This window comes from [Empedobacter] haloabium (assembly GCA_008011715.2).
Taxonomy (GTDB): Bacteria; Pseudomonadota; Gammaproteobacteria; order Burkholderiales; family Burkholderiaceae_D; genus Rugamonas; species Rugamonas haloabia.
On sequence record CP136508.1, the window covers coordinates 1,301,846 to 1,321,262 of the forward strand.

Below are 19,417 nucleotides of genomic sequence, written 5' to 3' on the forward strand. Positions count from 1 at the left end.
GCCGGGGCGCCGGACCGCCCCGGCGGGGACTGACCCTGAAGTTTTGGGGCAGCATCCCGCGCCTCAGGTAACATCGAATAAACTTCGGGGTCAGTCCCTTGCAGGGACAGACCCCAGCGACCCCAGCGGCTCAGTACGGCTGCGGCACGATCATCTCGGCGTACTCGTAGAGCGCGCCCAGGATCTGCTCGGCCCGCTCGTCCGCCTCGCCGGACAGGTGGTCGATCTCGCCGAACAACTGGTCGATGCTGCGCGCGCCGTCCGCGCCTTCCAGCAGGCGCGCCGCGCGGTGCTGCTCCCAGTGCTCGAATTCGTGTTCCGACAGCGTTTCCGGGAAGTTGCGCGCGCGGTAGCGGAACAGCAGTTCGCCCAGCCGCTCATCTTCGAAATGCGGTGCCATCGTGGCGAGGCGTTGCGGGCTCTCGCGCCGCAGCGAGTCGAGCAGGCGGCGGTCCGCCGAGCCGATGAAGCCGCCGTACAGGTCTTCGTCCACGTCGCCCGGCTCGCTGGCGGGGCGGTGGAACACCTGCGCCCAGGTCGATGCCATGTCCGGCCCAGCCTTGGCATAGCCCGCATGCGCATGGGCGCGCTCGAGGTCCATGCCCCAGCGCTCGGCCATCTGCGCCGTCAGCGTTTTCAGGTTGGACACCAGCATCGGCGATTTGTTCAGGTGGATCGTCTTGATCGGCAGGCGCGTCATGCCCTCCGGCAGGTCGGCGGCGCGGCTGAACATGCGCAGCCGGATCGTTTCCACATCCAGTTCGAACAGCTCGCGCGGGTCGTGGTGGCAGTCCCACACGATCAGCTCGTTCTTGTTGGTCGGATGCGGCGCCAATGGCCACACCAGCGCCATGCAGCCCCGTTCGGCCGGGAACATGCCGGACACGTGCAGGAACGGCTGGCGCATCTCGCGCGCCAGGTGCATGCCGATCTCCTCCGCCACGCGGTCCTTCTTGTGCAGCGCCAGGCAGAAGTCGAACAGGCGCGGCTGCTTCGACCGGATCAGGCGTGCCAGGCCGATCGTGGCGCGCACGTCCGACAAGGCGTCGTGCGCGGCCTCGTGCTGCAGGCCGTTGGCCGCCGTCAGCAATTCCAGCTTGAAGCTGGGCTTGCCGTTTTCGCCCACGGGCCAGTTGATGCCGTCCGGCCGCAGCGCATAGCACATGCGCACGACGTCCAGCAGGTCCCAGCGGCCGCAGCCGTTCTGCCATTCGCGCGCATACGGGTCGATCAGGTTGCGCCAGAACAGGAAGCGCGTGACCTCGTCGTCGAAGCGGATCGTGTTGTAGCCGACCCCGATCGTGCCGGGCTCGGCGAACGCCGCTTCGATGACCTTGGCGAACTGGTGTTCCGGCACGCCTTCCTGCAGGCATTGCTGTGGCGTGATGCCGGTGATCAGGCAGGACTGCGGGTCGGGCAGGTAGTCGTTGGCCGGCTGGCAGAACAGCATGATCGGCTCGCCGATCTCGTTCAGTTCCGCATCCGTGCGGATCGCGGCGAACTGGGCGGGACGGTCGCGGCGCGGCACGGCGCCGAAGGTTTCATAGTCGTGCCAAAGGAAAGTGTGATTGCTCATGGTCGCAGGGTTGGTCATCGGGCCCCGTCGGGGGGCGCCCGTCGGGGTGGATTATCGCGGCAAACCGTGTTTCTCTCAATGCAAAATCCATACTCGGGCCGATGACCGCAAACAGGCACCAGCCATGGGTAGACTCGACCGCGCGGGAAAAGTTCGGTGGCGGCGCGAGAGCGCGTCGCTACGCCGCCGCCGTGGCGGTGGGGAAGGAAGTGGCCGCGCTGGCATCGACCTCGACGCGGTCGCGCCCGGCCGCCTTGGCGCGGTACAGCGCCGCGTCCGCCGTGGCGACCAGCGCCTGCTCGTCCTGGCCCGGCTGCAGGCTGGCGACGCCGAACGACGCCGTGATGTGGGGCAGCGGCGTGGCATCCATGAACACGGCGGCCAGACGCATCCGTTCGCACAGGCGCTGGCCAACGGCGGCGGCCACGCTGCCGCACGTATCCGGCAGGATCACCATCATTTCCTCGCCGCCGTAGCGCACCGCGTAATCGGTGGGACGCAGCGCGCCGGCCAGAACCTGGGCGGCGGTGCGCAGCGCCTGGTCGCCCTGCGGATGGCCATAACGGTCGTTAAAATGCTTGAAGTGGTCGATATCGAGCATGACGAGCGACAACGGCCGATGCGTCTGCAGCGCCGTGCCGACCAGCCGCGGCAGCATGTCGTTGAGCCAGGCGCGGTTGTGCAGGCCCGTCAGGCCGTCGTTCATCGACAGCTGCCGGTAGAACTCGCCCAGCTTCTGCCGCTTGCGCAATTGCACATTGGCGGCGCGGACGCGGAACGACAGCAGCCGCAGCAGGTTGCGCGCGACGCCATCCGATTCCTCGATCAAACGCCACGCCACGTCGGCGCTGACCAGCAGCAGTTCGCTGGGTTCCAGCGCCGTCAGCACGGCCGGGTCGGGTTCATCGTCCAGTACCGACTGTTCCCCCACGCTTTCGCCCGGCAGGATCTTGGCGGCCACTGTCGACGGCCGCCCCGGCGCGTCGCCGTCGGCCTGCACCGCCAGGGCGCCACGCAGGACGATCGTCAGGCGCGGCCGATGCGCATCCGAGACGATCTCGCCTGCATCGGCCAACATGACCGGGCAAGCCGCCAGCAACGCGCCGGCCGTATGCACGTCCGCGTCACGCAGCAGTTGCAGGTCGGTCACGCGGTGGGGGGAGGCGGCAAAATTGCTCAGGAGCTTCATCGTTGGCTTTCGGCAAGACTGGCGTCATCATAGCGCAATGGCCCCTGGATATGCTTCAATCGGGGAATTTCTCACAGATCTTTACAACACCATGCCATTCACCGACGCCCTCGGCCAGCAGCACGCCGCCGACCCGCATGCCCGCATCGTTTCCCTGGTGCCCTCGATCACGGAATTGCTGTGCGACCTGGGGCTGGCGCAGCAGCTGGTCGGCCGCACCGGGTTCTGCATTCATCCGGCCGACGTGGTGCGTGAGATCCCGAAAATCGGCGGCACGAAGGACGTCAATCTCGACAAGATCCGCAAGCTGGCGCCGAGCCACCTGGTCGTCAACATCGACGAGAACGAGAAGCCGACCGTCGACCGGCTGGCCGAATTCGTGCCGCACATCGTCGTCACGCACCCGCTGCGCCCGCAGGACAACCTCGAACTGGCATGGCTGATGGGCGGCGTGTTCGGCGCCAGCGCGCGTGCCGAGGCCTGGTGTACCGAGTTCGCGGCGGCGCTGGCGGCGTTGCGCGCGGCGCCGAAGGGGCCGCCGCAGCGGGTGCTGTATTGCATCTGGCAGGACCCGTGGATGACGGTGTCGCAGGATACCTATATCGCCGCCATGCTGGCCGAGCTGGGCTGGACGGTGCCGGCGCTGGGCGACGTGCGCTATCCGCGTTTCGAGTGGAACGCGGCACTGCTGGCGCAGGTCGACCTGGTGCTGCTGTCCTCCGAGCCGTACCGCTTCACGGAGGCGCACGTGGACGCCCTCGAGCGCCAGATCGGCAAGCCGGTGCTGCTGGTGGATGGGGAAATGATGTCGTGGTATGGCAGCCGTGCGCTGCACGGCGTGCGATACCTGATGGGGCTGCCCGCGCTGGCGGGGCGTTGAACCCCGCCGTGGCGCTGCAACTTATTCGGCGGACGGCTCGACGAGGTCGGCCACGGGCACGGCCTTCTGCTTGTCGTGCAGCTTGCCCAGGGCGCTGTCGAGCGCACGCTTGAGCTTGTCCGCGGCGCGGTTGATGGCCTGGTGCAACGATTCGGCATGGTCCGTCACGACGACCGGTTGGTAGCCGTTGACGCGCGCTTCCATCATGCAGCGGTTGTCGCCATCGGCCGATTTCTGCGCCACATTGTCGCTCAAGTGGACTTCAACGCGGCCGATCTGCTCGCCGAAACGGCCGATCGCGGCCTTCACCACCTCGGCCACGTGCTCGTCCAGCGCGGCGGTGTGGTCGATGCTTTTGTCGGTATTCACTTGAATCTGCATGGTGAGCTCCTTTTCGTTATCGGTATTGCCCCATCTTACGCCTGCCACGCTTAGGTGGAGGTTAAATGCAGCACATTGCTCAGGAATAAGTCCGAAAACCTTGATGCAGATTACTTTTGCGCTGTCCACGTTCGAACTTCCGTCCCGCCGTGTGGTCTGATCTTCTGTTGAGATATCTCATGCAGATTGGAGGTCGACAATGGGTGCGACGGATTTTTAGGCGGCCTTGCAGGCGCTGAGCCTGCGCCAGCTGACGTTCGAAGAGCTTACTGCGCTACAGGCCTACCTGGCCACAGCCCTGCAGGGCGGCGAATGCTTTTCATTGATCGAGGCCGCCGCCGGCAGGCCGCCCTGTCCCCGTTGCACGTGTCATCGGTGCCACCGCAGCGGCGCGGCCAACGGCCTGCAGCGCTATCGCTGCACTGCCTGCGGTCGTTCAATGCGCTGACGGGCACGCCATTGGCGGGGGGCGACTGCGCGACAAGTGACTGGCCTACCTGGGATGCCTGCTGGAAGCGACGACGGTGCGCGCGGCTGCCGAGCGCTTGGCGGTCGCGCCATCGACCAGCTTCCGCTGGCGCCACCGCTTTATTGCCGGGGCGCGCCGCGAACGCCGCGCGACATTGTCCGGCGTCGTCGAGGCCGATGAGACCTACCACCTCGAATCGCAGAAGGGTTCGCGCCACCTGACCCGGCCCGCACGCAAGCGCGGCGGCAAGCCCAGTCGGCGGGGCATAAGCCATGAATTCGATTGCATTCTTGTCGCCTGCGACCGCACCCGCGTCACGCACGAGTTCGTCACTGGTCGCGGCCCCGTCAGTGCGGCGCAATTGAAAGCGAATCTGCTGCCGGCGCTGGCGCCGGATGTTTTGTTGATCAGCGACGCGGCCATCGCGTATCAGGTGTTGGCGCGGGTGGCGGCCATCACTCATGAGGCTGTCAATATGCGCGCCGGTATTAGGACGCGCGGCGCCATCCATATCCAGAACGTGAGCGGCTGGCACAGCCGCTTCCAGCGCTGGCTGGGCCGGTTCCACGGCGTTGCCAGCCGCTACCTGGCCAATTACACCGGCTGGCACCGAGTGCTGGATGCGGGCTCTCCGGTGGCGCCGTCGGACTGGCTGCGCAACGCGGTGGCGCCGGCTCGGTGTGGCACAGGCTGCCTGTGACAGCGGCGAGCTGACAAGTTCCGTGACGGCCGGCAAAGACCAGCTAACGCGAACAGCGCCATTACTTTTGCGCTGGTCGCTTTACGGCATCGCCCGACTGAGGCAGAGGTGGGTATGCAGCCATAGCTCATGTTGCTCGATGAGCTTGACCGGTGCATAGCCCAGGCTTATGCAGGTATTTGACGAGGAGCACCGTCCAGCCATGAATGTGGCCCCTTGAAGCAATGGAGAGCGCGCTTAAGCCAGGCCGTTGGGGCATCCTCGCTGGGCCGGCTGGCCGACTTTGAGTCAGACAACGGGAGTGGAAAGCCTAAAGGCGCTCATGGGCGCGTCGCGCGGATCAGTGTATATTGGACGACTCTACGTCAACTTCGGTCCATACGTGCGGAGGCTCATGCATTCCCGCATGACGTGCAGGTGTGCCGCGAACAGTGCTGCAGGGAGAGGGCTGGCAATCGGCAAACCAGCATTAAGAACTTCTCATTGTAGAGCCCAGAGCCGCAAGTATGACAGAACCTTTTTTACCTTCCAGCATGAATAACGAAACCCGCAAGAAACTCTGGAAAATACTGGGTGTGATAGCTCTAGGTGTGCTAAGCTCTGCAGTCTGGGATTTATTAAAGCCAATGATTGGAGGTCTTTGGTTCGCAGCGCTCTCCCTTACTACACTAGGTATTGATTCTCTGAAAGACGCTATCTACGCTAGGGGCGGTGGTACAGAATTAGCCGCGCGGATAAACGGCGCCACAACAATTTTGTTCGCAGCAGTTTTTAGTGGTACCAGCATACTGATAATGTTTTTGCGTAGCGCAGGCATAGGGCGCGGTCGTTATCCAGGCTTGGTACTGATTATATGCATTCTAGGTACTTATGTTGGCATAGCTCAATCGATGTCGCAGAGGTATGTCGGAACTCTTGTTAAGCACCGACTGCGGATTGAGGAACTTGCCGAAAGTACGCTCGACTCGCAAGGCTATAGGGCCTTGGTACTTCAGCGGCACGAAATTGTAGATAAAAAGTCCTATCTGAGCTACTTAAAGACTGTATCTAGCGAGCTCGCGAAAAAGGGCATTCAAACGCCATCGCGAGAGTTTTGGTAATCAGGTTGGAGCTCCAAACAGTACCAATTTGCAATAAAAGACTGTCATTCCAGTCGAGTTCTTGCAATGGATCCGCGCTAAGATACCCCAACAAATGGCACCGTATGATTACCAATTATTAGATTCTAAGTAATTTAGTTGCGGTGGCGGTGGGAGTATCCAGCCTCCAGCATCTATTCCGTTAACTCTCTAGTTCTACTAGGTATCTTAAGTGTCGCGCTTTAAATGAGCTCCGCTTGTGTTGTAACATGGAGTTTCGCGTTGCTAAGGTGCCGGTGCGGGACGTAGCGCATATGTCACTCATCATAGCTCACTGCGTTAGACTTGGTATTAACACTGCCTTACATGGCGCTAGCGATGGGGTAAATCCATGTTGGCGAAAGAAATCGCGTAATGAGCGGCATTTCGGTGCGGTCCGTAACTTGCTGCAATTCAACTGTAATATCTTGCTCGTTACCATTTTCCAAGTGCTTGATCAGCTCATCGTAGGTTTGGGTATGGCGTTCAACATATGCATGCAGCAAAGGGCCATACTCGGCACCCTGGAGTTGAATTGACTGATAGCGCGCTTTCTTGTCCGCAAATTCATAATTGTAGTAATTGCTAAGCTCAGCCTTGACGCGAGCCACGATTGGTGCGTGTGAACCTAGGGCTAGGTATGTCTTCTGAGGAATACTCCAAAGACCTACGCTAGCTTCCCACTCAACCAATATCGACCGATCCACTATACGAATGTACATCAGGTGCGGATTAGCCCCAGAAACCTCCACACACCACTGGTTATGTGAAACGGCCTTCATGCTTAGTACTCGGACCTTCTTTATCGTTCGATGCATTTTTCCCCTGTAGAAGGATTCCAGCAAGGGCGCGAGGTCGGGACCAGTAGTTGTGAAGGAGGCGCGATCGTTAAAGGGAGTGTTGAAGTAGGCATCAAGAACTCGCTCGATCTCGGGCACGTGAGCACAGTAGGCGAGAACTCTTGGCGCAAGATGTGAGCCAGTCATGAAAATCGGTACATCTGAGTCAGGCATCCCATTGAGATCAAGGGCTGTGCAACCTAAACTGAAGGCGGCCTGAAAGTCCGTTCCTGCAAAAATCGCGTCATAGAATGCTACGGCAAACTTTGCAGCGGACTCATCCTCTACCGCGTCGGTCATCCCAACGACATAGTCAATCTCTTTGCTGATAGCTTGGGCCTGAACTTCCGAATAGCAGGCATTTAACACAACGCACTTTAAGCTGTCCTTAAAGTGGTGAAATAGTTGAGCAAGTGATTCGCCGTCCGTTAAATGAGTGTTCCCGTCACGATCCTCAAAACATAGGCCAGTAGTCCCGCCACCGTGACCGGAGAAGTGAACTATGGCGGGACGATGGTCTAACAATGCACGTCTTAGGTCGTCAACAGTGACAGCCTCATTGCTTTCAATAGTCCATTCCTCACGCTTACGCGCCCGCTGGTGCGCATGGCGAATGTCACGGAATTCAGCACCAAGCCGGAGCCGGTTCTCATCGTTCGGACTTGCAGAAACCATCAGAATACTGGGCATATAACTAACCTATAGATTAGTGGGAAGTGCTAACGCAGAAGAACTTGTCGAGAAGCTTTTGAGAGACCAATGTTGCAGATTTCTCTTGGTTTCGACTAAAATTTAAGCCTCGAGCAAGGTAAAGGAAATTCTAACATTTGCGCTACCGCCGTCAAACATTATTTTCGTCAGTTTACTCACCATCAGTTATAGCAGTTTGTCAGCGACGGCTTCACGATCGTCCAGCCGCAGGCTAGGTCCGATGACCTCGAAAGTGTTCTTGATTGACGCTGAGTACGCGATAGCTGCTCGCGTCACCAACATGGCTTCCTACAGGCTAGTCGCCTTTAGCTGCTTAAAAGAATGGGCAAGGTCTTCGCCATGAAGGGTGCCATCCTGACTTGGATGGATTCAAAGCACGTTCTTCGGGCAGTTAGGTCGCTTTTAGCTCGCTGTAGCACTTTACCCTTGACTGCATCTACCGCGTCCCCTTGTTCACGGAATATGCTGGTCAGGTACTTCCTAACGCGACGATAAATTCTGTCTCTGCGATTTTGCGATCGTAGGCCTGGGTAACAAATTAGCCAATGCAGAATGCAATCGCTCGCAGTTGTAGCAGCGATGCAACTGGCCATGTCAAGTCTGGCTTCTACATGGTTCGCATAATTTCTCTGCGAGACGCATTCCATTTTCAGCTTAACGAAGAAGGCTTTGACGATGGCGTTGTCCCAGCAGTTACCGCTATGTTTCTGCTGTTCGTTTGATCAGCATGGGAACGTTATTGGCCTCAGGTATCATCGCCTTACTTATGAGTCGACGCTAACTCCTTGTCATGGTGCGGGAAGCGATCCATCTTCGCCAGCACCGGGAACAGCCTGATCCAGCCGGCCGTGACGGCCAGGGTGACGGCGCCGCCGAACACGACGGCCCGCTGCAGGCCGAACCAGCCGGCCGTGACGCCCGATTCGAATTCGCCCAGTTCGTTCGAGGCGCCGATGAACACGGAATTGACGGCGCTGACGCGGCCGCGGATCGCGTCCGGCGTTTCGAACTGCACCAGCAGGTGACGCACGTAGACGCTGACCATGTCACCCGCGCCCATCACCAGCAGGCAGGCGAGGGCGATGGCGAAGCTGTCCGTCGCGCCCAGGACCACGGTGCCCAGGCCGAACAGGGCGACGCCGCCGAACATCCACAGGCCGACCCGGCGCGTGATCGGGAAGAATGCCAGCGCCACCGAGCACAGCGCGGCACCCGCGCCGGGCGCCGTGCGCAACAGGCCCAGCCCCGTGGGGCCGATGTGCAGCACGTCATGGGCCAGCGCGGGCAGCAGCGCGGTGGCGCCGCCGAACAGCACGGCAAACAGGTCCAGCGACATGGCGCCCAGCACCACCGGGCGCGAGAATACGAAGCGCAGGCCCTCCAGCACGCTGTGCCAGGTGGGCGGATCGCGGTGCGTCACCTGCGGCGGCGACTTTGTCAGGGTCATCAGGATGGTGGAGGCCAGCAGCAGCGCGGCCGCGACCGCATACACGACACCCGGACCATAGAGATACAGCAGCCCGCCCAGCGTGGGACCAAGAATCACGGCCACATGGAAGCTGGAGCTGGACAGCGCGACCGCCTTGCTGAAATCCTGCTGGGGCACCAGGTTGACAAGGATGGCCTGCGTGGCCGGGCCCATGAAGGCGCGTGCGCTGCCGAACAGCACCAGCACGGCGAAGACGGGCCAGACCGCCTGCATGCCGCTGAGCGTGAAGGCCAGCAAGGTCAGTCCGACCAGCAATTGCAGGCCCAGGCAGATGGTGATGATGACGCGGCGGTTGTAGCGGTCGGCCGCGTGCCCGGCCAAGAGGATCAGCAGCAGGAATGGCGCGAACTGCGCCAGCCCGATCATGCCCAGGTAGAACAGGTTGTGCGTCATCGAATACACCTGCCAGCCGATGGCGACGTTCTGCATCTGCACGGCCAGCGTGCCGAGGATGCGGGCGCTCAGGTAGAACGAGAAATTACGGTGACGCAGGACGGCGAAGCCGTTTGACGATGCGGGCATGGAAACAAGCGGTAAGCCCGGCGACGGCAGGCCGCCGCCGGGCGGATCAGGTCAAGGCTTGGCCAGGTCGGCCTCGGTGGTGAACGAGTCGGCGTAGAACTCGTCCTCGGGCAGGCGGCATTGCGCGGTGAAGTCACGCTTGGCCGATTCGACGACGATCGGTGCGCCGCAAGCGTACACCTGCCAGCCGGACATGTCGGGCAGGTCCGCCACCACGGCCTGGTGCACGTAGCCCGTGCGGCCCGTCCAGCCATCCTCCGGCAGCGCGTTCGACACCACCGGCACGTAGCTGAAGTTCGGCAGCTCCTGCTCCCACTGGCGGCACAGAGCGTCCATGTACAGGTCCTGCGGGCGGCGGCCGCCCCAGTACAGCACCATCTGGCGCTGCGAGTCGGTGGCCCGCATCTGTTCGACGATGGCCTTGATGGGAGCGAAGCCGGTGCCGGAAGCGAGCAGCACCATCGGCTTGTCCGAATCCTCGCGCACGAAGAACGTGCCCAGCGGCCCCTCGAAGCGCAGGATGTCGCGCTCCTTCATCGTGCCGAACACCTGGTCGGTAAACAGGCCGCCCGGCATGTGGCGGATGTGCAGCGTGATGGCACCCTGGCCCGGAGCCGTGGCCATGCTGTAGCTGCGGCGCTTGCCGCCCGGCAGCAGGAATTCGATGTATTGGCCGGCGCGGTAGTCCAGCACCTCGTTGGCCGGCAGCTGGAGCGAGATGACGATGACGTCCGGTGCCACCCGCTCCAGCGTGGCCACGCGCGACGGCATTTTCTTCAGCGGGAAGTCGCCGCTGCCGGCCACTTCGCGCGCTTCGATCACGAGGTCGGAATGGGGCAGGGCGCAGCAGAACAGCGACATGCCGGCGCTTTCCTCTTCCTCGGTCAGCGCGCGGCGCTGGTGCGGCTTGTGGGTGATCGAACCGGACACGACCTTGCCCTTGCAGGAACTGCAGGCGCCGTTCTTGCAGCCGTATGGCAGGCCGACACCGGCCCGCATCGCAGCGGCCAGCACGGTTTCGTCCTCGTCGCATGCGAACTGGTGGCCGCTGGGCTGAACAGTGATCTGAAACGTCATACAATCCTTAAGATGAATATTCCAAAAGAACAAAAGACCGGCAGGCCGCGCCTGTTGATCCTGGGCTGCGGCGATGTCGGCATGCGCCTGTTGCCACTCTTGCGGGCACGCTATCGCGTCTTCGCCGTCACCAGCCAGGCGGCCCGCCTGGCCGAACTGCGGGCGGCCGGCGCCGTGCCCGTGCTGGCCGACCTGGATCAGCCGCGCACCTTGCGCCGGCTGGCCGGCCTGGCGCACACGGTGATCCACCTGGCGCCGCCGCAGCCGGAAGGGATGCTGGACCGCCGCACCCGTCATGTGACCGCCATTTTACCCGAGGGCGCGCGTGTCGTTTACATAAGCACCACGGGCGTTTATGGCGACCTGCAGGGGGCATTGGTGGACGAGACCCGGCCTGTCGCCCCGCGCAACGCGCGCGCGCACCGCCGGGTGGACGCGGAACGGGTGTTGCGCGCCTGGGCCCGGCGCGCGCACGGCCACCTGGCCATCGTGCGCGTGCCCGGCATCTATGCGGCCGACCGCCTGCCGCTGGCGCGCCTGCACGCGGCCACGCCAGCGCTGGCGCCGGAGGACGACGTCTACACCAACCATATCCATGCCGACGACCTGGCCGCCATCGTGCTGGGCGCGCTGCGGCGCGGCCAGCCGGGCCGCATCTATCACGCCGTCGACGACAGCGTGCTGCGCATGGCCGATTATTTCGATGCCGTGGCGGACGCGTTCGCGCTGCCACGGCCGCCGCGCCTGCCGCGCGCGCAGCTGGTGGCTGCCGTTTCGCCCGCGCTGCTGTCGTTCATGTCGGAATCGCGCCGGCTGGCCAATGGCCGCCTGAAGCGCGAGCTGGGCGTGCGGCTGGCCTATCCGACGGTGGCGGACGGCCTGCGCGCGGCACGCCAGGAGCCGCCGCCCGCCTAGTGGCGGCAATCCGACAAGGCCACGCCATTTGCGGCGCGACAAGCGCGCCGCCCTTCCACGGGACTAAGGTAGGCGGACACGATCAGGAGGTCATATGGACGCTTACCCGCATCCCGACCCGCGGCCGGAGGCAGCCCCGACGCCGCCCTATCCGCAACCCGGCAAGGAGGCCGTGCGCGCCTGGATGGAGCGGCGCGCCCGCACCCGCCTGCCGCCGCCCGGGCCGGCCGAGATCCGGCGCGAGCTCGGCTGGGACCGCCGCCGTTCTCCACCTCTTCCGATGACACCAGCCGCGCTGTTGCTGCCTGCCATGCTGGCCGAGCTGGCGGCAACAACGATGCTCGCATGGTGCTGGTTCGCCTTGTGTCCCGGACGCGCGCTGCCGTTGTCAAATAAAAACGAGCGGGGAATTTCCTAGCACAACAAAACGCGTTAGAATCTCACACATTCTCACAAAAGTTGCCGAGACTTGTTCTCGAAGCAACAAATACGGCGGTTTTTTCCTGAAGTGCGCTCGTCAGCCCGTGGCTGCGTCGTGCATCGTGGCTGCCGCCGTCGATAATTTGTCCGCAATGTCGCATTTTCGCAAACGCGACCGCTAACGTAAGATTGATCATGCTACTGAAAGAAGTGACGGCCTCGCCGACTTACAACCCGAATCGCGTCCTGGACGCCATCATCGAAAAACTGCAGCTCAAGAACGACGCCGCGCTGTCGCGCGCGCTGGAGGTGGCACCGCCCGTCATCAGCAAGATTCGCCACAACACGCTGCCGATCGGCGCGACGATCCTGATCCGCATGCACGAGATCAGCGACTTCTCGATCCGCGAACTGCGCGACCTGATGGCGCACTGACGCACCGCGGCCGGCCGTCATCGGTCGAACGAAAAAAACGGCCGGTCCCTCGCGGGAACCGGCCGTTTTTACTGGTGCGGCGTGCTTAGTCGGCGGCCAGGCGCGGACGGGCGCTGTAGAACGCGTCCTGGGCGGGCGCGGTAGCCTGCACGCGGCCGGAGTAGGCGGCCTGCGAGCTGACGCGGCCGGAGTACGCGGTCTGGTCGGCGACCCGGCCGGAATAGGCGGTTGCGCTGGCTACCCGCCCCGAGTAGGCGGTCTGGTCCGCTACGCGCCCCGAGTACGCCGTGGCGCTGGCAACACGGCCCGAATACGCGGTCTGGTCGGCGACCCGGCCGGAATAGGCGGTCTGGTCTGCTACCCGGCCGGAGTACGCGGTGGCCACGCGGCCGGAATAGGCCGTCGCGCTGACGTCCGGTGCGCTGACGCGGCCGGAATAGGCCACGGCGGCACCGGTCGTCGGCGCTGCCACGCGACCGGAGTAAGCCGTCGCCTCCGCGCTGACCCGGCCGGAGTAGGCGGCCTGGTCGCTGACCCGGCCGGAATACGCCGTCTCCGGCGTCTCGCCACGCGCGCCGATGCCGTATGGCTCGCCGAAGGTTTCCTCGTACAGTTCCTTCATGCGGTCGCCGACGCGCCGGTGCGCCTCCTCGTCATCCTCGCCGCGCAGGCCGATATACGGGAAGTGGTGCAGGAAGTAGCCGAACACGGCCTCGCAGTCGATCGCGTACTTCATCGTGTCGAGGATGTGGTAGTGCCAGAAGATGTCGACGTCCATCAGCGGCGCCGTCTGCTCTTGCGGGAACATTTTCATCAGGTACAGGAAGCGGCGGTACTCGAATTCGACGGCATCGACCTTTTCCAGCGACCAGCCTTCGCCGGACTCCACGTGCATCAGCTTGACCTTGATCGGCTCCAGGTCCAGGGCGGCAATGGCGTTGAATTGTTCGGATGAAATCATGGGTGAATCCCTTCTGCGTAAAGATGAACAAGAGGCGTCGGAAACAGCCGGGCGGCTGACGCCGGAGCACACGTTCAAGAGCTGGGAACGAGTGTTGATGCGAGACAACAGCGACTAGTATAGAGCTAGTGACTGTGATTACAAGCGGCAATTTCAATCGTGCGGAGGAAACACAATTGCCCTAGAGGGAACGCGGCGGAAGGGGTGTTGCGGCGGGGGTACAACGTTGCCTGAAAGGCTAGCCGGAATGGCGTGCGGTCGTGGCGAGCAACGCCAAAAGTGGGACAAAACGGCAAAAACAGTGACGGTCACCGCTTTGAAAAGCGCTGACCGTCACTGTTTTTTGGGAGGCGTGCAGCGGGAATGCGCAGGGAGCCGGTGAGCGACAGCCCTGCGCAGACCGTCCCCGACCAGGAGCGTCAGGCGGCGCTGGAGGCCAGGCTTGGCCGCTCGGCGTAGAACTGCGCCGGGACGTGGGTCGGGCTGCCGGAAAACGCCGTGCGGACGGGGGCGCCCGAGAACGCCACCTGCGCACTTTCGGCGTTACGCACGGGGGCGCCCGAGAAGGCCGTACGCACCGGCGCGCCCGAGAATGCCACCTGGGCTTCACTGCGCACCGGCGCGCCCGAGAATGCCACCTGGGCCTCACTGCGCACCGGCGCACCGGAAAACGCCAGTTGCGCGCCATCGCGCACGGGGGCGCCGGAGAACGCGGCGCGCGCTTCCCGCACCGGAGCGCCGGAGAACGCCGCGCGTGCCGCATCCTTGACGGGCGCGCCGGAGAACGCGACGGTGCTGCGCCCATACGGCTCGCCGAACGTGTCCTCGTACAGTTCCTTCATGCGCGCGCCGACGCGTTCATGGGCTTGCTCGTCCGCCTCGCCACGCAGGCCGATGTAAGGGAAATGGTGCAGGAAGTAGCCGAACACGCGCTGGCAGTCCGTCGCGTACTTCAGCGTGTCCAGGATGTGGTAATGCCAGAATGTGTCCACGTCCTGCAAGGGCGCCGTTTGCTCGTTGGGAAATTTCTTCATCAGGTAGAGGAAGCGACGGTATTCGAACTCGACGGCATTGGCCCGTTCCAGCGTCCAGCCTTCGCCCGACTCCGCATGCATCAGCTTGACTTTGATGGGTTCCAGGTCCAACTCGGCAATAGCCTTGAGATCGCTTGCATCCATGGTTGTTTCCTTTCGTGGTTGAGGCTGAAGGATTGTCACAGACCCTCCAGCAATTCACTTGATATGGCGCAACGCTTGCGGGAAAACTCCTAATGTTCAGCGAATTGTCCGATAAACGGCATCAGTGCTCCTTTGTAAGAAACTGCGACGGAAACGGTAATGGTCGTGCCGCCATCCGGCACGCTGCTGATGGCGCAGGTGCCGCCCAGCAGGTTGATGCGCTCCTCGATGCCGACCAGGCCGAAGGAGCCGCTCTTGTTGCGGCTGGCCGCCTGCAGGCCCACGCCGTTGTCGGTAATACTCATCTGCAGCAAGCCCTGCTGCTGGTGCAGCTCCACCTTGACCTGGGTGGCGCGCGCATGCTGGCAGATATTGCTGAGCGATTCCTGCAGCACGCGGAAGAATGCGGTGGCGCAGCGGTCGTCGATGTCGACGTCGCCGCCGTGCTCGATCAGTTCGCAGGCGATGCCGGAGCGCTTGCGGAACTGGGCCACCTGCCACTCGACGGCGGCGTTCAGGCCCAGGTCCAGCACGTTCGGGCGCAGGTCGTTGATGATGTGGCGCACGCTGCGGATCGTGTTGTCGATCTGGTTCAGCGTGTACTTGGCGCGCGCGTGCAGGTAAGGGTGGCGCTTGGCCGTGCGGGTGGCCAGGATGTCGGCCTCGATGCGCAGCGCCAGCAGGTTCTGGCCCAGGTCGTCGTGGATTTCGCGCGCGATGCGCTTGCGCTCCTCTTCCTTGATCTGGTCCGCATGCGCCGCCAGCCGGCGCAGGCGCTGGTGCGACAGCTGCAGCTTGGCCTGGCTGTCGCGCAGCTCGCGCGTCATCGCGTGGGCGATCTTCAGCGCGCGCTTGCGCGACGACGCCAGCGTATGGAACAGCGCGTACAGCAGCAGGCAGCTGACCGAGCCCGCCAGTCCGGCCAGCCACGGCAGGTAGGCATCCAGGCGCGAATACAGCGCGGTCTTGGGCGCGCTGAAGTAGGCCGTCCAGATGCGGCCGTTGAAGTCGATCGGCAGCATGTGCTGGAAGGTTTCCGTGGGCGCGTCGACCCGGCCCGTGTCCACGCTGTCGAACAGCAGCAGGCGGCTGTCACCCAGGGTCGTGGTCCCGTCCGCTCCCCGGCGGCCCACGTCGTACAGCTGCAGCCGCACGTTCGGCACCGGCATCTCGTCCAGCGCGCCCTGCAGCAGGCGCGGCACGGAAAAGCCCAGCCCCACCGAGCCCATGTACGCGGCACGGCGCTGGAGCACGGTGTCGATCGGCATGTCGCGCCGGTAGACGGGCAGGCGCATGCCCAGGTCGGCGCCGGTGGGCCGGGCCAGGATGCCGATGGGCCGGCCGGACGAGGCGATCTCGCCCGTGTCGCGCGAGTGCGCCAGCACGGTGGCCACATGGGGCTTGGCCGTGATGTCGTTGCCGTATTTCTCGCCGAAGCCGGCGATCGGCTCCAGCAAGGTCAGGATTTCGTACGTGGGCCGCCGCGAGGCGGGCCGGATGACGAAGTCCGGATAGCCTTCCAGCCTGGCATCGTCGTCGCGCATGGCGCGCTCGAAGCCGTCGCGTTCCGCGTCGCGCACGAACTGGGCGAAGTTGATATTGTCGATCGCGGGGAAATTGTGCTGCAGGTCGAGGCCGCGCACGAAGCGCTGGAAGCTGTCGCGCGGTGTGTAGTCGTTGGCCTGGAAGAAGCTGGCCGCGGCCCGCAGCACGTCCGAATAGGTCTTGATGCGCGAGGCGATACTGAACTGGGCCGTGCGTGCGTGGTTGCTGAAGCGTTGGCGGGCATCGGTCTCGATCGAGCGGGCCGCCGCGCCGAAGAACAGCGCGCCGGCACCCAGCGACAGCAGAATTCCCGGCCACCATTGCGGATTTGCCGGGAGCGCATGGCCGATGGGGCGAAATAGTGCATGCATGGTCGAAAAAGCCCGGGGTGAAATGTGCTGTCTTAAATATATGAACTAACGGATTAGTTCGTCAAGTACCTTTCCATCGAAAAGAACCTTAAGTTATTCAAATCTGGTAACTGATACATAATCGCGGCACGTTAATTGCTCGGCTATTCGACCAAATTGCACGCTGCTATCAGAAAATTCCTAACGTAACCAGCTGAGAAGTATGTCAGCTGATAGTTTCCGCAGGTGAAAGGGCGTTGCCATACACGAGCCCAGCGGGTTCTCGGGGGACCTGTTCTTCAGCCGCCGTAAAGCGAAATGAAAATCTTTACGCGGGCGAGATAATCCTGGAGACGTAATTGTCCTGTACAAAGGCGAAAAAAAACCGCCGGGGTGGCGGTTTTTTATTCGCATATGAATATGCTTTATTTTGCGGCCCAGCTGTCTTTCAGCGTGACAATGCGATTGAACACGGGTTTACCCGGCTGCGAATCGACGCGATCGGCGACGAAATAACCGTGCCGTTCGAACTGGAAGCGCTGCTCCGCTTGAGCGTCCTTCAGGCTCGGTTCCAGGTAGGCCGTGACGACTTCCTTCGAGTGCGGGTTGAGGAACTGCTTGAAGTCCTTGCCGCCGGAGTCCGGCTGCGCGTCGGTGAACAGGCGGTCGTACAGGCGCACTTCCGCTTCCAGCGCGGCGGCCGCGCTGACCCAGGTGATGGTGCCCTTGACCTTGTAGTTGTTGGCGCCTTCCGTGCCGGACTTGCTGTCCGGGAAGTAGTTGACGTGCACGGCCGTAACCTTGCCGTTTTCATCCTTGTCGTAGCCCGTGCATTCGGCCACGAAACCATATTTCAAGCGCACGCGCGCGCCCGGCTGGCCGTCGATCGGCGGATAGAAGCGGAAGTAACCCTTGCTCGGCACTTCCATGAAGTCCTCTTCCTCGATCCACAGCTCGCGGGTGAACGGGAAGCTGCGGTTGCCCAGCTCCGGGTGGTGCGGGTGCACGGGCGAGCTGCACTCGACGCTGTCGTTGGCATCGAAGTTGTCGACGATCAGCTTCAGCGGGCGCAGCACGGCGATCGCGCGCGGCGCTTTCGGATCGAGGTCCTCGCGCACGGCGCCTTCCAGCACGCCGTAGTCGATCCAGCCGTCCGACTTGGTCACGCCGGTGCGCTCGGCCATCAGCTGAATGCCTTCCGGCGTGAAGCCGCGGCGGCGCATGCCCACCAGGGTCGGCAGGCGCGGGTCGTCCCAGCCGTCGACGATGCCTTCTTCCACCATCTGGCGCAGCTTGCGCTTGGAGGTGACAATATAGGTCAGGTTCAGGCGCGCGAATTCGTACTGTTTCGGCACCGGCTGCTGGAAGAAGCCGCCGGCCGACAGGGTGGCCAGCAGCCAGTCGTAGAACGGGCGGTGGTCCTGGAATTCCAGCGTGCAGATCGAATGGGTGATGTTTTCCAGCGCGTCCGAGATTGGGTGCGTGTAGTCGTACATCGGGTAGATGCACCACTGGTCGCCGGTGCGGTGGTGGTGCGCGTGGCGGATGCGGTAGATGGCCGGGTCGCGCAGGTTCATGTTGGGGGACGCCATCGCGTCCTCGCTGATCTTGGCGCGCAGGATGTGTTCGCCATCCTTGTACTTGCCGGCCTTCATGTCGCGGAACAGCTGCAGCGATTCCTCGGCGGGGCGGTTGCGGAACGGCGAGTTGGTGCCCGGCGTATTGAAATTGCCGCGGTTGGCCGCCATCTCGTCGGCGCTCTGGCTGTCGACATACGCGTAGCCGGCCTTGATCAGGTACTCGGCCATCTCGTACAGCTGGTCGAAGTAATCGCTGGCGTAATACAGGTGGGTGCCGGCGCCGACCGGGCCCTTGTGCTCCCAGTCGAAGCCCAGCCATTTGACGCTGTCGATGATCGAGTCGACGTATTCCTGTTCTTCCTTGGCCGGGTTGGTGTCGTCGAAGCGCAGGTGGCAGCGGCCGCCGTAGTCGCGCGCCAGGCCGAAATTCAGGCAGATCGATTTCGCGTGGCCGATGTGCAGGTAGCCGTTCGGCTCCGGCGGGAAGCGGGTGATGACGGAGGGCAGGCCGTCGCGCTGGTGCGCGCCGGTGGCCAGGTCCTGTTCGACGATGTTGCGCAGAAAATTCGGTGCGGGAGCGGCGGTAGCGGCAGTTTTGTCGTTGCTCATGAAAAAAGGCAGAAATTAGAGTCGAATAGGGCCCATTTTACCGTACGCGCGCCCAGGCGTCGGGACGGCGCGCGCATTTATATAGGATAATTCGTCCTTCGCCCGGAGCGCGCGCACCCGTTCATGCGCAGCGTGCGTTCCCGCACCAAGACGACCCAGGAGATTTATGGACAATTTGTACAACGTGCTCGGTGTCGCGCCCAACGCCTCGGAAGAGGACATCAGGAAGGTCTACCGTTCGCTGGCCATGCGCTTCCACCCGGACCGCAATCCGGAGCCGGGCGCCGCCGCGCGCTTCCAGGCCATCGCCAAGGCCTACGAGGTGCTGTCCGACCCGGTCAAGCGCGAGGAATACAACCAGAGCCTGAACCACCGCATCATCATCGACCCGGAAAGCGAGGCTTACCAGCTGTGGCGCTCCGTGTTCGGGCTGCACGGCGTGACCCTGCCGGCCGAGTAACAGCAATCAGAGA

The 19,417-nt window shown here is 63.0% G+C and carries 17 protein-coding genes; 7 read left to right on the forward strand and 10 right to left on the reverse strand.

What is annotated here, in order from left to right; genetic code table 11:
- Positions 1-130: 130 nt before the first annotated feature.
- Positions 131-1,576 carry an exodeoxyribonuclease I gene (sbcB, locus tag E7V67_005685; GenBank protein WUR14595.1) on the reverse strand — a complete coding sequence of 482 codons (1,446 nt, stop codon included), beginning with the start codon at positions 1,574-1,576 and terminating at the stop codon, positions 131-133.
- Positions 1,577-1,754: 178 nt separating this feature from the next.
- Positions 1,755-2,765 carry a diguanylate cyclase gene (locus tag E7V67_005690; GenBank protein ID WUR14596.1) on the reverse strand — a complete coding sequence of 337 codons (1,011 nt, stop codon included), beginning with the start codon at positions 2,763-2,765 and terminating at the stop codon, positions 1,755-1,757.
- Positions 2,766-2,856: 91 nt separating this feature from the next.
- Here E7V67_005690 and E7V67_005695 point away from each other — a divergent pair, with 91 nt between their 5' ends.
- Positions 2,857-3,645: a helical backbone metal receptor gene (locus tag E7V67_005695; protein WUR14597.1), complete on the forward strand. Its 789-nt coding sequence runs from the start codon at positions 2,857-2,859 to the stop codon at positions 3,643-3,645.
- A 21-nt stretch (positions 3,646-3,666) separates the two neighbouring features.
- Here E7V67_005695 and E7V67_005700 read toward each other — a convergent pair whose 3' ends face one another.
- On the reverse strand, positions 3,667-4,026 hold the full coding sequence (locus tag E7V67_005700; protein WUR14598.1) for an HPF/RaiA family ribosome-associated protein: 360 nt from the start codon (positions 4,024-4,026) through the stop codon (positions 3,667-3,669).
- Positions 4,027-4,550: 524 nt separating this feature from the next.
- Here E7V67_005700 and E7V67_005705 point away from each other — a divergent pair.
- A complete protein-coding gene (locus tag E7V67_005705) occupies positions 4,551-5,195 on the forward strand; it encodes an IS1595 family transposase (protein ID WUR14599.1) in 645 nt (214 codons plus the stop codon).
- Between the two features lie 506 nt (positions 5,196-5,701).
- Complete coding sequence (locus tag E7V67_005710; GenBank protein ID WUR14600.1) at positions 5,702-6,295, forward strand: hypothetical protein; 594 nt, start codon at positions 5,702-5,704, stop codon at positions 6,293-6,295.
- 341 nt (positions 6,296-6,636) lie between these two features.
- Here the strand turns inward: E7V67_005710 and E7V67_005715 are convergent, their stop codons facing one another.
- From E7V67_005715 to E7V67_005725, 3 genes are all read right to left on the reverse strand, one after another.
- The gene (locus E7V67_005715; GenBank protein WUR14601.1) at positions 6,637-7,842 is read right to left on the reverse strand and encodes a CHAT domain-containing protein; all 1,206 of its coding nucleotides are present in this window, start codon (positions 7,840-7,842) and stop codon (positions 6,637-6,639) included.
- 781 nt (positions 7,843-8,623) lie between these two features.
- Positions 8,624-9,874: an MFS transporter gene (locus E7V67_005720; protein WUR14602.1), complete on the reverse strand. Its 1,251-nt coding sequence runs from the start codon at positions 9,872-9,874 to the stop codon at positions 8,624-8,626.
- 51 nt (positions 9,875-9,925) lie between these two features.
- Complete coding sequence (locus E7V67_005725; GenBank protein WUR14603.1) at positions 9,926-10,951, reverse strand: CDP-6-deoxy-delta-3,4-glucoseen reductase; 1,026 nt, start codon at positions 10,949-10,951, stop codon at positions 9,926-9,928.
- Between the two features lie 12 nt (positions 10,952-10,963).
- On the opposite strand from E7V67_005725, the gene E7V67_005730 reads away from it, so the two are divergent.
- The 3 genes from E7V67_005730 to E7V67_005740 all read left to right on the forward strand — a co-directional run bounded on the left by E7V67_005730 (position 10,964) and on the right by E7V67_005740 (position 12,721).
- Positions 10,964-11,866, forward strand: a complete 903-nt coding sequence (locus E7V67_005730; protein WUR14604.1) for a sugar nucleotide-binding protein — start codon at positions 10,964-10,966, stop codon at positions 11,864-11,866.
- Positions 11,867-11,960: 94 nt separating this feature from the next.
- Positions 11,961-12,284: a hypothetical protein gene (locus E7V67_005735; GenBank protein WUR14605.1), complete on the forward strand. Its 324-nt coding sequence runs from the start codon at positions 11,961-11,963 to the stop codon at positions 12,282-12,284.
- A gap of 197 nt (positions 12,285-12,481) precedes the next feature.
- Positions 12,482-12,721 (forward strand): hypothetical protein, encoded by a 240-nt coding sequence (locus E7V67_005740; GenBank protein ID WUR14606.1) that lies wholly within the window; start codon positions 12,482-12,484, stop codon positions 12,719-12,721.
- Between the two features lie 85 nt (positions 12,722-12,806).
- Here the strand turns inward: E7V67_005740 and E7V67_005745 are convergent, their stop codons facing one another.
- The 4 genes from E7V67_005745 to E7V67_005760 form a co-directional block, all read right to left on the reverse strand.
- Positions 12,807-13,682 (reverse strand): glycine-rich domain-containing protein-like, encoded by an 876-nt coding sequence (locus tag E7V67_005745; protein WUR14607.1) that lies wholly within the window; start codon positions 13,680-13,682, stop codon positions 12,807-12,809.
- 419 nt (positions 13,683-14,101) lie between these two features.
- Complete coding sequence (locus tag E7V67_005750; protein ID WUR14608.1) at positions 14,102-14,860, reverse strand: hypothetical protein; 759 nt, start codon at positions 14,858-14,860, stop codon at positions 14,102-14,104.
- 89 nt (positions 14,861-14,949) lie between these two features.
- Positions 14,950-16,776 carry a CHASE domain-containing protein gene (locus E7V67_005755; GenBank protein WUR14609.1) on the reverse strand — a complete coding sequence of 609 codons (1,827 nt, stop codon included), beginning with the start codon at positions 16,774-16,776 and terminating at the stop codon, positions 14,950-14,952.
- Between the two features lie 404 nt (positions 16,777-17,180).
- Positions 17,181-18,944, reverse strand: a complete 1,764-nt coding sequence (locus E7V67_005760; protein ID WUR14610.1) for a glutamine--tRNA ligase/YqeY domain fusion protein — start codon at positions 18,942-18,944, stop codon at positions 17,181-17,183.
- Between the two features lie 166 nt (positions 18,945-19,110).
- Between E7V67_005760 and E7V67_005765 the strand changes: the two genes are divergently transcribed.
- Positions 19,111-19,404, forward strand: a complete 294-nt coding sequence (locus tag E7V67_005765) for a J domain-containing protein (GenBank protein WUR14611.1) — start codon at positions 19,111-19,113, stop codon at positions 19,402-19,404.
- Positions 19,405-19,417 lie beyond the last annotated feature (13 nt).

What these genes read in the sequence shown, in the direction of transcription:
- sbcB (WUR14595.1), bottom strand. Translation starts at nt 1,576, where the DNA reads ATGAGCAATCACACTTTCCTTTGGCACGACTATGAAACCTTCGGCGCC.
- E7V67_005730 (WUR14604.1), top strand. Translation starts at nt 10,964, where the DNA reads ATGAATATTCCAAAAGAACAAAAGACCGGCAGGCCGCGCCTGTTGATC.
- E7V67_005760 (WUR14610.1), bottom strand. Translation starts at nt 18,944, where the DNA reads ATGAGCAACGACAAAACTGCCGCTACCGCCGCTCCCGCACCGAATTTT.
- E7V67_005755 (WUR14609.1), bottom strand. Translation starts at nt 16,776, where the DNA reads ATGCATGCACTATTTCGCCCCATCGGCCATGCGCTCCCGGCAAATCCG.
- E7V67_005710 (WUR14600.1), top strand. Translation starts at nt 5,702, where the DNA reads ATGACAGAACCTTTTTTACCTTCCAGCATGAATAACGAAACCCGCAAG.
- E7V67_005720 (WUR14602.1), bottom strand. Translation starts at nt 9,874, where the DNA reads ATGCCCGCATCGTCAAACGGCTTCGCCGTCCTGCGTCACCGTAATTTC.
- E7V67_005690 (WUR14596.1), bottom strand. Translation starts at nt 2,765, where the DNA reads ATGAAGCTCCTGAGCAATTTTGCCGCCTCCCCCCACCGCGTGACCGAC.
- E7V67_005700 (WUR14598.1), bottom strand. Translation starts at nt 4,026, where the DNA reads ATGCAGATTCAAGTGAATACCGACAAAAGCATCGACCACACCGCCGCG.
- E7V67_005750 (WUR14608.1), bottom strand. Translation starts at nt 14,860, where the DNA reads ATGGATGCAAGCGATCTCAAGGCTATTGCCGAGTTGGACCTGGAACCC.
- E7V67_005745 (WUR14607.1), bottom strand. Translation starts at nt 13,682, where the DNA reads ATGATTTCATCCGAACAATTCAACGCCATTGCCGCCCTGGACCTGGAG.
- E7V67_005725 (WUR14603.1), bottom strand. Translation starts at nt 10,951, where the DNA reads ATGACGTTTCAGATCACTGTTCAGCCCAGCGGCCACCAGTTCGCATGC.
- E7V67_005740 (WUR14606.1), top strand. Translation starts at nt 12,482, where the DNA reads ATGCTACTGAAAGAAGTGACGGCCTCGCCGACTTACAACCCGAATCGC.
- E7V67_005695 (WUR14597.1), top strand. Translation starts at nt 2,857, where the DNA reads ATGCCATTCACCGACGCCCTCGGCCAGCAGCACGCCGCCGACCCGCAT.
- E7V67_005735 (WUR14605.1), top strand. Translation starts at nt 11,961, where the DNA reads ATGGACGCTTACCCGCATCCCGACCCGCGGCCGGAGGCAGCCCCGACG.
- E7V67_005765 (WUR14611.1), top strand. Translation starts at nt 19,111, where the DNA reads ATGGACAATTTGTACAACGTGCTCGGTGTCGCGCCCAACGCCTCGGAA.
- E7V67_005715 (WUR14601.1), bottom strand. Translation starts at nt 7,842, where the DNA reads ATGCCCAGTATTCTGATGGTTTCTGCAAGTCCGAACGATGAGAACCGG.